This is a genomic window from Emticicia sp. (assembly GCF_043780375.1).
In the GTDB taxonomy this organism is placed as follows: Bacteria; Bacteroidota; Bacteroidia; order Cytophagales; family Spirosomataceae; genus Emticicia.
Genome location: NZ_JAYWCU010000223.1, coordinates 1 through 12,839, shown reverse-complemented (window position 1 = coordinate 12,839; position 12,839 = coordinate 1). Strand labels below are relative to the sequence as shown.

General features: G+C 35.2%; 10 protein-coding genes. 5 read left to right on the top strand and 5 right to left on the bottom strand.

Annotation, left to right across the window (positions count from 1 at the left end; translation table 11 throughout):
- Positions 1-193 precede the first annotated feature (193 nt).
- The 3 genes from ACH2CJ_RS17300 to ACH2CJ_RS17290 form a co-directional block, all read right to left on the bottom strand.
- A complete protein-coding gene (locus ACH2CJ_RS17300; protein WP_394994487.1) occupies positions 194-1,495 on the bottom strand; it encodes a TolC family protein in 1,302 nt (433 codons plus the stop codon).
- Positions 1,496-1,556: 61 nt separating this feature from the next.
- Positions 1,557-3,173 (bottom strand): DHA2 family efflux MFS transporter permease subunit, encoded by a 1,617-nt coding sequence (locus ACH2CJ_RS17295; protein ID WP_394994485.1) that lies wholly within the window; start codon positions 3,171-3,173, stop codon positions 1,557-1,559.
- 5 nt (positions 3,174-3,178) lie between these two features.
- Entirely contained in the window at positions 3,179-4,216 is a 1,038-nt protein-coding gene (locus tag ACH2CJ_RS17290) for an HlyD family secretion protein (protein WP_394994482.1), read from the bottom strand.
- Between the two features lie 367 nt (positions 4,217-4,583).
- Here ACH2CJ_RS17290 and ACH2CJ_RS17285 point away from each other — a divergent pair, with 367 nt between their 5' ends.
- The 3 genes from ACH2CJ_RS17285 to ACH2CJ_RS17275 all read left to right on the top strand — a co-directional run bounded on the left by ACH2CJ_RS17285 (position 4,584) and on the right by ACH2CJ_RS17275 (position 6,917).
- Complete coding sequence (locus ACH2CJ_RS17285; RefSeq protein ID WP_394994479.1) at positions 4,584-5,120, top strand: MarR family winged helix-turn-helix transcriptional regulator; 537 nt, start codon at positions 4,584-4,586, stop codon at positions 5,118-5,120.
- 62 nt (positions 5,121-5,182) lie between these two features.
- A complete protein-coding gene (locus ACH2CJ_RS17280) occupies positions 5,183-6,025 on the top strand; it encodes an alpha/beta hydrolase (RefSeq protein WP_394994476.1) in 843 nt (280 codons plus the stop codon).
- Between the two features lie 91 nt (positions 6,026-6,116).
- Positions 6,117-6,917, top strand: a complete 801-nt coding sequence (locus tag ACH2CJ_RS17275) for an alpha/beta hydrolase (protein WP_394994474.1) — start codon at positions 6,117-6,119, stop codon at positions 6,915-6,917.
- A 10-nt stretch (positions 6,918-6,927) separates the two neighbouring features.
- Here the strand turns inward: ACH2CJ_RS17275 and smpB are convergent, their stop codons facing one another.
- Positions 6,928-7,383, bottom strand: a complete 456-nt coding sequence (gene smpB, locus ACH2CJ_RS17270; protein WP_394994471.1) for an SsrA-binding protein SmpB — start codon at positions 7,381-7,383, stop codon at positions 6,928-6,930.
- A gap of 731 nt (positions 7,384-8,114) precedes the next feature.
- Here smpB and hflX point away from each other — a divergent pair.
- Together hflX and rnr are read left to right on the top strand one after the other, a co-directional pair.
- Positions 8,115-9,365 carry a GTPase HflX gene (hflX, locus tag ACH2CJ_RS17265; protein WP_394994469.1) on the top strand — a complete coding sequence of 417 codons (1,251 nt, stop codon included), beginning with the start codon at positions 8,115-8,117 and terminating at the stop codon, positions 9,363-9,365.
- A gap of 10 nt (positions 9,366-9,375) precedes the next feature.
- Positions 9,376-11,712: a ribonuclease R gene (gene rnr / locus ACH2CJ_RS17260; RefSeq protein ID WP_394994466.1), complete on the top strand. Its 2,337-nt coding sequence runs from the start codon at positions 9,376-9,378 to the stop codon at positions 11,710-11,712.
- 60 nt (positions 11,713-11,772) lie between these two features.
- On the opposite strand, the gene ACH2CJ_RS17255 is transcribed toward rnr, so the two are convergent.
- A complete protein-coding gene (locus tag ACH2CJ_RS17255) occupies positions 11,773-12,570 on the bottom strand; it encodes a hypothetical protein (protein WP_394994464.1) in 798 nt (265 codons plus the stop codon).
- Between the last annotated feature and the right edge of the window lie 269 nt (positions 12,571-12,839).

The following is a 12,839-nucleotide window of genomic DNA, read 5'->3' as shown; positions in this document are numbered from 1 at the left end:
GTACATATTATAATTATATATTTTTACAAAATTAGGCGAGTTTGTCTTTTACTCGTCTAATTTCTCCAAGTATTATTATTTGTGTACGGTTTTAAAAGTAAAATTTATATTTTTTCAACTTCAATACAAAAGAAGCACCTTCTTTGAACAAAAAAGGTGCTTCTTTTGAAAAAATAATTTTCTAATCTAATTTTTACCAAAACTTCACGCCCGACAAGCGGCCAATTTCTAACTTTGCCAAAAGTGCTTGGTAATCATATTGCAATAAACTGAATTTTGCATCTTCTAAACCTGTTTCAGCAGCTTGAATTTCTACTGGCGTACTTACACCGTTTTCTAAACGAACTTTTGCCAATTTCAAGCTATATTCTGCTTGAAAAACATTACGATTAGCTAATTCTTTCTTCTGATTTGCCACTTTTATATCATTGAAAGCATTTTCAATATCTCGACTAATTTGCATTTTTTGATATTCGGTGCTTTGTTTGGCAGCATCAAGGTTAATCTTAGCAATTTGTGTATTATAAGTTCCACGCTTTCCGGTATAAATAGGTACCGTTAGCTTTACGCCCAAAAGCGAATTAGGCCTCAAAGTAGCAATATTTGGCAGATAACCATTTCTTAAACCCAACGCTGCATTTGCGGCAAATTGTGGTAAACTGCTCATTGATGAAATTTTAATTTCTTGTGCTAAAACACCTTCTTTACTTTTTAAGACATTTAAGTCGTAATTATTTACAATTGCTTCATTATAAGTACTTTGAATGTCCGATTTGGCATTTGAAAATTGAAATTCAGCATTGTTTGAAATTAGTTTTCGAGCATCTGAGCCAATCAATGAGTTCAGAAAAATATATTGTTTTTCGAGCTGTCCTTGTAAATCAACAACTCGAATTTCGGCATTTTTATAACGAACCTGTACCTGCACCGCATCATAATCTAAGGCATCGCCACTTTTGATTCTATCACCAATAATTTTACCGTTTTCTTGAATCAACTTCAATTGGTCTTGCTGCACAATAATAGCTTTTTGCAAGTAAATGATGCCATAATATAACTGTGCAACTTGATAAGCCAATGTATGCTTTAATGCCTCAATTCCATCACTTTGTTGCTTAATTTCGAGTAAAGTTTTCTGAATACCAGCTTTAAATTTTCCCCAATCATAAATTATGTATGATGCACCAATATTTGTATTATAATTGTTGTGCGGTTGAAACTGTAACTTTCGTGCCACACCATCAACTGGGAGCGTTGCTTCTGCAATTGGGTCAAGGCGAGAGTAACTTACCTCTCCACTTACTTGAGGTTTTAGTCCGCTTTCTTGCACCTTAATTCGGTAATCACCAACGCTCAACAATTGTTGTTGTTCCTTCACTCTTGGCGAATATTCTAAAGCCTGTTTGATAAGTTGTGGTAATATCACATTATCTTGTGAAATAGCAAATTGACTTGAAAATATGCATAAAAGCCCTAATATTTTATTGATTTTCATATTTTTAAAATTAGATATGAGATTTTTTTCAAAATTTACTCGATGATAAATGGTTCTCTTATTAATGAGACTCCGCGGCGGCTTTAGCAGCTTCGGCAATTTCTTCTGGACTTTTCTTCTTCGTTCGAAGTAAAACCACTAAAGGCAATACGCACAAAAAGAAAATTGAAATGATTCGGAATGTATCTAAATATGCCAAAAAGTAAGATTGACGGTCAAGCAATAACTCTAATTGACGATACGCTTGAGTAGTTGCTTGCAAAGCGTCACCCGAACGAGCCATAAAGCCCATTTTAATTGCATTTAGTTTTTCAATAAACAAAGGATTTGTTGGCGTGTAATTGGCTACTAAATCCGAGCGATGTTGGGCATATTGAAGCGTTACATAGTTATTTGCCAAAGCAATACCAAATGCCCCACCGAGTTGCCTAATCATATTTGTTAGTGAAATTCCTGCTCCAAATTCATTTGGCTTTAAACCTGCAACTGAGGCATTAATCAATGGTAATTGCAATAAAACTGTTCCTAAACCACGCATCAATTGTATCGGGTAAAAATCCCAACGTCCCATGTCGGCTGTTGCAGTACCACTATAAAAACCAAAGAATGCAAAAATGGCAATTCCTGCAACAACAAACGGAATCGGTGATGCTCCGGCAGACATCCGTTTACCCAAAATTGGGAATAAAGGTAAAATTGTCAAGGTCGGAAAAAGCAAAGATAGCCCTGTTTCGTAAGGCGTAAACCCATTTATTCGCTGAACCATTACGGGATAAATAAATATTGAGGTAAACAAGCCAATTCCAGAAACAAGCACAAAAATTGATGAAAAAGCAAAATTTCGATTGCCAAAAACCCTTAAATTAACTACAGGATGTTCGGTATTAAGCTCTCGACTTATAAATCCGACAATGCCAAGAGCTGCCATTAATGCCACTATCGAAATCTCTTTAGACTGAAACCAATCTTTCGATTCGCCTTTTTCTAAAATATATTGCAATGAACCAACACCGACGATAAGCAACAAAATTCCAAGATAATCAATCGTAATTTTTGATTTTTGGGTGCCTTCTCCTTCTTTTTTGGGAACATACAAGATTGTCAAAACAGTTGCAATTATACATATTGGCACATTTATAAAGAAAATGTTGCCCCAAGCATAATTATCAACAATGTACCCACCAACCGTTGGCCCAAGTGTTGGTCCAAGTACGATTCCCATACCAAAAAGCCCTGAAGCTGTACCTCGTTCTTTCCCAGGAAAAGCATCAAATAAAATTGCTTGTGAAGTTGAAAGTAATGCTCCCCCGCCTATTCCTTGTACAAAACGCCAAAAAACCAACTCCCATAACGAAGTTGAGTTTCCGCACAAATAAGAGGCAATTCCAAACAAAATCATTGAAGCCAAATAGTAATTTTTTCGACCAAAATAATCAGCTAAAAAACCTGTCATCGGAATCACTATTACGTTGGCAATAGCATAAGAAGTTATAACCCAAGCAATATCCTCAATCGTGGCTCCAAGCGACCCCGATATTTGGTTGAGTGCCACGTTTACAATCGTTGTATCGAGCAACTCCATAATTGAAGCGGTTACGGTTGTTAAGACAATAACAAACCGAGCCGTTCCTGCAGCAGTAGCACCCGTTGAAGTAGTTTTATTTACAATATTTTCCATGAAAATTATTTAACTTTTACTTCGGCCTCCAAACTCATTCCAGCACGCAACTTATCACGAAGTTTTTCAACACCTTCAATAGTTATTTTCACAGGAATTTTTTGTGTAACTTTTACAAAGTTTCCACTTGCATTATCAGGTGGAAGTAAAGCATATTTTGCTCCTGTTGCATCCGAAAAATCAGCAATTTTGCCTTTCAATTCTAACTCAGGATAAGCATCTAATATAATTTTAACTTCTTGCCCAACTGCCAAACGTCTAATTTGGGTTTCTTTGAAATTGGCAACTACCCAATACAATGAATCTTGTACAATTGTAGCCAAAGTTTGCCCTGGTTGAATAAATTGACCTGGTTCAACACTTTTTCTTCCAATTTTGCCATTTTCTGAAGCATACACTTTCGAGTAAGTCAGGCGTAGTTTTTGTTGGTCAATTTTAGCTCTTTGCACCATCAAAGCCGCCTCAGCTTTGTGTACATTTGAAGTTAGTACATCTATTCGAGATTTTGAAGCGGTTACATCTTGTTTTTGGCTATCGTATTGAGCGTTGAGTACATCAAAATTAGATTTACTATCATCGGTTTGGCGTTTCGTAATTGCATTATCAGCATACAGTTTTTCATCACGATTGGCATCTTTTTGGGCTTTTTCTTTACGCAAAACCGTTGTTTTTATATTTGACTCAGCAGCAGCAATAGTCATATTTGTATTTCTAATAGTTGCTTTTGCATTTTCTACATCGGTCAATAGCTGCTGATACATGGCGTCCATTTCGACCAAAGCTAATTGCTGTTCACTGTCGTCAATATCCACCAATAATTGTCCTTTTTTTACTTGCTCAAAATCTTTCATATTGACAGCATTTACATAACCGCCCACACGAGGTACAACTGGCATTGTATATGTTTCTATCTGAGCATTTTCGGTAGTTTCGTACATCTGATTATACTCATATTTTTTATAAGCATAAATCATAGCTCCGATCACAATTAGTAATAAAACGATGCGAGGAATGTAATTTTTGAACGATTTCTTTTGTGCCATTTCCATATATTTATTTTCGATAAATGATGTTTAAGCTTCGATGTTTGAACTAATAATTTTAATCCAAACATTAATAGACTTCCTGCGAAAGTGTTTTATGATTGAAAAATAGTAGACTTTCAAGCGAAAATTGAGGAAATTTTGAAGCCCGAATAGAATTCCATAGCACCGCTACGGTTGAAAAATTTGCTCAATTTGTAGCCGAAAAGATGGTGTTTTTCGACTTAAAATACTTTCGCAGGAAGTCTAATTATCGAATCTCTAATTTTTGCACAAAGGTAAACCAAGTTTACTAAATTAGTCAAGTATATTGACAATTATTTTTTTTATTGTATCTTTGTATTTGAGAATCAAATAGTTAGGAACCATGGAAGACGAATTGTTGAAGGAGATTGCAGCATTTAAAGCCAATAAAGAGCGACTTTTAGGGAGACTTCTAAATAGAACCTACAGATATATGAGCGATTTAGCAGGTGATTATCTGAAAGGAATTGGCTACGAAAACTTTCGAGTGGGTCATATTGTGGCTTTAGTGCATATTGAATTGGAAGGAACGAGTATAAATAAATTGGCGACGGGGGCAGGAATGACCAAGCAAGGAATGAGTAAATTGATTAAAGAATTGCAAAAGGAGGGCTTTGTGAAAGTGGAAAAAGACCAAACCGATGCCCGAGCTTTGATTGTAAAGCACACCGAAAAAGGTTTCCAAGCAATGCTCGATTGGAAAAATTGTACTCGACACATCAACCAAAAATTTGCCGAGATTTTAGGAGAAGATAAATTAGAACTTTTTAAGGATATAATGGTTGAGTTGGTTTATGATTATGAACATAAGTTTTTGAATAATTCTCGCGATGGCATAAACCACCCGATGCTTAAAGCCAGTTGGATGACCGTAAAGTAAAAGTGATTTTGGGAAATCATCACAAAAAATGATAAATTCGCAAAAGTTTTAATATTTGCCCAATGTCTGTTGCCGAAATTATCATTTTAGTAATTGTATTATACGTCGTTATTTGCGTTGTGGCATATAAGGTTCAAGAATATTTTATTTTTAAGCCCGAAAAACTTTCACAAGATTTTGAATTTCGCTACGATGACCATTTTGAGGAGTTGTTTTTTGATATGCCCGACGGAGCCAGAATTAACGGTTTGCTGTTTTATGATGTCGGTGAAGAAACACGAGGTTTGGTAATTTATTTTCATGGAAATACTCGAAGTATCAAAGGTTGGGCAAAATATGCCAAAGATTTCATTTCGCACGACTACGATGTTTTGATGATTGACTACCGAGGATTTGGTAAAAGTACAGGAAAACGACACGAAGACAGAATGTATGAAGACTCACAGGCAGTTTATCATAAAATGCAGTCGAAAGGTTACGATGAAAAAAATATTGTAATCTATGGTCGCTCGTTAGGTTCGGGGTTTGCTTGCAAATTAGCTTCAAAGAATCACCCTAAAATGCTAATTCTTGATGCTCCTTATTATAGTTTTTCGCAGCTGATGAACCGTTTCTTGCCTTTTTTGCCAGTAACGATGATTTTACGGTTTTCTATCAGAACCGACCAATATATTAAGTTTGTAAAATGTCCGATCTATATCATTCATGGCACAAAAGATATGTTAATCCCTTTTAGGTCGAGCGTACATTTATCAAAATTAGCTCCGCAAAAAACTCATTTAGTTCCGATTTATGGTGGTGGACATAATAATTTGCCCTCATTTCCCGAATATCATAAACATTTAGAAGAAATTTTACTTGATAGATTCGATTTGATTTTTGATAAACATATAACAAAACATTGACGAGTGGTTTGCCACTGAAATTATGATTTACGAATGCCCAGCAACACAAAACATCGGCCTGACCATTTAACCTTAATCTTTATTACAATCTGTGTTTAAATTAAAATACCTACAAATAGCTATCACAATCTATGTCGTTCTTATTTTGACATTGATACTTTTTCAACGTTTTATTTTGCTACATCCTAAAAAATTAGCAAAAGATTATCATTTCGATTTTCCTAAAAGCGAAGAATTTTATGTTCAGATTACGTCTGACATCAAAATAAATTCCCTTCGATTTTCGACAACAGATAGCGTTTCCAAAGGAGCAGTCTTATATTTTCATGGAAATGCTGACAACTTAGCTCGTTGGGGCGAACACGCTACCCAATTTACTGAGCGTGGCTACGATGTAGTGATGTACGATTATCGTGGCTTTGGTAAAAGCAATGGTAGATTCGACGAAAAAAACTTTTTGAATGATGCCCAATATATATTTGATGATTTAAGTCGTCGTTACAATCCCGATAAAATTATACTTTATGGACGTTCGTTGGGTTGTGGAGCTGCAATTAAAGTTGCCTCAGAAAATCCAGTAAAGAAATTAATCCTCGAAACACCTTATTACAGTCTGCCAGATGTAGCTTGGAGTCATTTGCCGATATTTCCATTTAAATACGTTTCTGAATTTAAAGTTCCTGCTCATCAATGGCTACCAAAAGTACACTGCGATATACACGTTTTTCATGGAACAGACGATGAAGTTGTGCCTTATAACCAAAGTATAAAGTTACTAACCACAACAAACAGAAACCCCGACAAAACGCTCACCACTTTGCAGGGCGGACATCATCGAGATTTAGAAAAATTTAAAGAATATCAAGCAAAAATGGATGAGCTTTTGAAATAATAAACCGTTTTTACTCATCTCTCATCCGCTCACGAGATACATCTCTTTCTTTTATACTATCACGTTTGTCGTAGAGTTTTTTACCTTTGGCTAAGGCAATATCTAATTTTGCAAAGCCGCCGTCATTGATAAATAAACGTGTAGTAATTATCGTTAAACCCTTATCAGTTAGCTTATTAGCTAATTTTTTAAGCTCCTTTTTTTTCAACAACAACTTTCTATCACGAAGCGGGTCGTGGTTATAATGGGTGCCTTGTTCGTATTTCGATATATTTAGATTTTTGACGTATAATTCATCTCTATCAAAATAACAGTAGGCATCAACCATACTAAATTTATTCAATCGAATAGATTTAATTTCTGTACCCGTTAAGACCATTCCTGCTGAATATCTTTCCAAGAAAAAATACTCAAAACTTGCTTTCTTGTTCGATACATCAACTTTCTTTGCTATTTTCTCTCCCATTGTATTTTCTTTTTTTTCCTATCTTAAAAAAAACTCCATGCCTCATTACCTTCATCGCAAAGTTACGTATAAAAAAAATCCCTACCTCAAAAATAGTGGCAGGGATTCCGACTTACGTGCTTTCCTAATAATCCATGTATAAGCTCTATAATTGGATTCGACTTCAAAAAATAGAAATTTCATTGCTGAATTTTCCGAGGAAAATCCCATTTTGGGTATCTTTCCAAAGCAAAGTTAAATAATTTTGGAATAAAAAAAATATTGTTTCAATTTTCTTATTCAGTGGGTCGATTTTTATGCCTCCCATTTAACTTACTTTCTAGTAAAAATTATTGATTTAGTAACATTCTTATTAGCAATAATCTGCTCCTTTTGGTGGACTTTTACACCTTTTTTCTTTAGGTTTACAGATGATTATTAGCGTCAAATAATTTATTCTTCAACCTTTAATTACTTTTACCAAAAACGTGCCAAACTTTTTGTGAAAAATAATTAAAGAGGTATTTTTATTTATAACCTACTTATAATCAACAAATTAAGTTTGAAAAAGGTTTTAAAGTCTGATATTATTTAACAATTTATTTGTTAATGTAGTCAAATTTATTTATAAAAATACCCTTAAATTTGCTTTTAATTCTTTTTTTATCTACATTTAATAGACTTGTGCCAAAACATAAGAAACTTTTCAGTACAACAAAGCGTTATTTTAAGGTAATAAATATTTTAGTAAATTGATTAACACACTCACTTTTTCTACAACTAAGCAGCAAGAAACTGCAATCTTGGTTGGTCTCATCACGCAAAAGCAAAATGCTGAACGAACCAAAGAGTATCTTGACGAATTAAACTTTTTGGCGACTACCGCTGGCGTAAAAACTATTAGAATTTTTACGCAACGCCTCGAACGTCCCGACGGGAAAACTTTTGTGGGCAAAGGAAAATTAGAAGAAATAAAAACTTTTCTAATCGAAAATCCTGTTGACAGCATTATTTTCGATGATGAATTATCTGCTCCGCAAGTTAGAAATTTGGAAAGAAACTTTGAAGATGTAAAAATTCTTGATCGTAGCTTACTCATTCTTAATATTTTTTCGCAACGTGCCAGAACCGACCAATCCAAACGCCAAGTTGAGCTAGCACAATACCAATATTTGCTTCCTCGCCTAACCCGAATGTGGTCGCACCTTAGCCGCCAGAAAGGGGGTATCGGTATGCGTGGCCCTGGTGAAAAGGAATTGGAAACAGATAAACGTATTGTAAAAGATAGAATTGCTTTTTTGAAAGATAAATTGGAGCTGATTGACAAGCAAAGTGTTACTCGCCGAAAGGAACGCGACCAATTGGTGCGTGTAGCTTTAGTAGGCTATACGAACGTTGGTAAATCGACTTTGATGCAACGATTGGCAAAAACTGAGGTATTTGCCGAAAATAAATTGTTTGCAACCATTGACTCCACAGTTAGAAAAGTTGTTTTAGGAAACATTCCTTTTTTGCTAACCGATACCGTTGGTTTTATCAGAAAACTACCTACTTCATTGGTTCAATCTTTCAAATCTACTTTGGACGAAATCAGAGAAGCTGATATTTTGATTCATGTGGTTGATATTTCACATTCATCTTTTGAAGAGCAAATTGAAGTTGTGAATGTAACATTGGCCGAAATTGGTGCGTCTGACAAGTCTATGGTACTGGTTTTTAATAAATTAGACCTTTTTAAACCCGAATCAGAAGAAAACCTTGACGAGCATCTCGAAACCATCACAGAAGATGATTTGCAAAGAAATCTTGAAAAACTAAAAAATAGTTATTTAACAAAAAACACCGAAAATGTAGTGTTTATTTCGGCAGAATACAAAGAAAATTTGGGAGAATTGAGAAATATCTTGATGAACAAAATTCAAGAAAAACATTTCTTAATCTATCCAAATTGGGATCCAACTCAAAACCCAATGTACGATTGGCAAGGAGTAGAGCAAAATTGATTAACAACAAATGGCAAAAAACAAACAAAAATCATATTATGACGAATTAAAAGCTGAAATTTTGGCTTTTCTTTCGGTCAATACCGAACGTCCATACACACTTCAAGACCTATATACGCATTACGATGTAGTTAATAAGCAAGAAAAATTAGTCTATTCAATGATTGTTGAAAGCTTGGTTGAAGACGGCAAAGTACAGCAAGTTGATAAAGGAAAATACACCGTTGATGCAAACGCAAATGCAGTTGTTGGTCGCCTCGACCACGTAAATTCACGCTTTGGATTTATTAGATATGATGCTACTAAACCTGATGTTTGGGTTAGTGGTGATGATTTGAATGGAGCAATCGACGGCGATTTAGTAAAGGTAACTACTTATGGCGAGTTTTATAAAAAAGGAGATAACCCAGAAGGGCGAGTGATTGAAATTGTAGAGCGTGGCAGAACCGAAATTGTTGGGAAAGTTCAAGTTTTTGGTAATTATGCACTCGTAAAACCTGACCATAAAAACCTACACGGCGATTTTTTTATTCCAAAAGATAAAATTAATGGAGCTACAAAAGACGATTTGGTTATTATTAAAATCAATGAATATTCAACTGGACTGCAACAGGCCGTTGGCGAAATAATCGAAATTCTTGGAAAAGCTGGCGAGAATAATGCTGAAATGCACGCAATTTTGGCGGAATTTGGCTTACCAAATAAATTTACCAAAGCGATAGAAGATGAAGCTGCGGCAATTTCGGAAGTTATTACGGCAGAAGAAATCAAAAAAAGACGAGATTTTAGAAATATACTCACTTTTACGATTGATCCATCGGATGCTAAAGATTTTGACGATGCTCTTAGTTTCTTGAAATTAGAAAATGGCAATTACGAAATTGGTATCCATATTGCTGATGTTACGCATTATGTGCAAGAAGGAACAAAATTGGAAGATGAAGCCTATAACAGAGCCACTTCGGTTTATTTGGTTGACCGCACAATTTCGATGTTGCCCGAAAAGTTATCAAATAATCTTTGTTCTCTTCGCCCAAATGAAGATAAATTGACTTTTTCGGCAGTTTTTGAAATGACTCACGATGGCAGAGTTATAACTGAATGGTTTGGTAGAACGATTATTCATTCTGACCAAAGATTTTCTTATGAAGAAGCTCAAGAAGTTTTAGAAAACATTGAAAGTGATGTACTGGATCCTGACACACAATCGAATGAGGTTTTAGAGCAGTACCAATGGGCGGCATACCGCTTTCCGCTTCATACGCTCAACCATATTGCTAAAATCTTGAAAAAAGAGCGTTTTAAAAATGGAGCAATCAATTTTGAAACGAATGAAGTAAAATTCCAATTGGATGCCGAAGGAAAACCTTTGGGCGTGGTTCTGAAAATCAGAAAGGATGCTCACAAACTCATCGAAGAGTTTATGCTATTGGCTAATAAAAAAGTAGCAGAGTTTGTGTTTAAAAAGAAACATGCTGCCAGTGAAGAAGGAAATACAATGGTTTATCGAGTTCATGAGCCACCAAACCCTGAAAGACTACAAAATTTTGCCAATTTTGCTGCACGTTTTGGTTTTTCAATAAAGACTGATTCTGAAAAAACATTGTCCAATTCGATGAACAAGATGATGGCAGAAGTAGAAGGAACACCAGTGCAAAATGTGTTGGAACAGTTGGCCGTTCGCACCATGTCGAAGGCTCGTTACACAACCGAACCTTTAGGGCATTTTGGACTTGCTTTTGAGCATTATAGCCACTTTACTTCGCCTATTCGTCGCTATCCTGATATGATGGCTCACCGACTTTTGCAATATTATATTACGCTTTCGCCCAAGAAGAAAAGCACTATTTCGGGAGAAGATTTTGAAACGAAATCTAAACATTCATCTGACCGAGAAAAAATGGCTGCTGAAGCTGAAAGAGCTTCAATTAAATATAAGCAAGTTGAGTTTATGAGTTTGCAAGACCGACGAACAGTTTTCAATGGTATTGTAACAGGTGTAACAGATTTTGGTATTTTCGTAGAAATTACTTCAACAAGTTGCGAAGGCATGGTTCGATTGGCAGATTTGAATGATGATTTTTATGAATGGGACAAAGCCAACTACCGAGTAGTAGGTAAGCGTACAGGCAAAGTTATCAACTTTGGCGATGCCGTAAAAGTAGTAGTGAAAGGCACAGATTTGGAGCGTAGAAGCATGGATTTGGAATTGGTAGGTATTGGCGATAAAATGATACTATCAACCACAAGAGGGGGCAAAAAACCAAAAGAAAACCCAAGACGTGGCAGTGGGAACAGTTCGAAAAATGGAAGAAGTTCGGATAAAAATAAGGGAAAGAGGAGATAGATAATATTTTTCAAATATAATTTTCTATAAAAAAGTTTGTAACATGTAAAGCGAGCTAGTTTATAATTCTGAAATGCTCATTACGCCCATGTTTTCAAATAGTTTCGTCCAATAGTACGTAACCGTTGGATTATTTATTTTACTTGAACTCATTGGGTCGAATGGCAAAATCATCGAAATGTCGGGGCTATTCAAAGCATAATTTTTAAATTGGTCAGCATCAGTTTTTGCCCATTCTTCAGCTTCACTATTATCTTTAGGTGGTTTTATTTGAAAATCTCTGCCCCTTTTCACACTCTCTACCATATCACTTAAGTAATAAACTTTTACTATAGCCTGAGTTTCTGCCGCCTTTGCAATTACTGGAATACTCGAAAGAATATTAGTTTCGCGATTGGAAGCATTGCTATTTTGTGTATTAAGGCGAGTTAATGATTGTTTAGCAATATAGTTTCGCTCTTTTCTAATAGACAAATCATAGGAAGTTTTGGCAGCTTCTATGTCTGTAGCATTCATTCCTTCGGTATTATCCATTTCAGTGCGACACATCAAAGATAAACTACGGCCTTTTGAAGTATTTTCGTGGATATAATAAATTTCAAATTTATCGCCCTCTTTATTAACATTTTGCTCAATGATTGAGGTCAAAGCTTGCTGATATTTTTGGGCAACAAAAGGATTCGACACATCAACACTGGCGGTTTTATCAATAAAAATCAATGTGTAAATGGCAGGGCTATTTGCCTTATTTTGCGAAGCATCACCCGAAGTAGTTTGTACTTTTTTATCTCCACAAGCAACAAGAAGTAATACCAAAGAAAAAGAAAGAACTATGGAAGGAAAATTGGGCTTTTTCATCAAAATTTAATTAATAGGTCTGCGATTAAAGTCTGACCACTTTTAAGGTTACTAAGTCATAAAACGTAAAATAACGAGTTTCAATATTTCAACTTTAATAATTTTCTATAAACGGTATCAATAGGCGTGTTTTTCAGCCAATAAGGACTTTGAATGGTGGCTTTTAATACTAGACATTTTGAACACTAAATTATTATATTAACGTGCGTTTGTGCGACCTTTGCAAAAAAAAGCGATATGCAATACTTAAAAATACGCCAAAACGAACG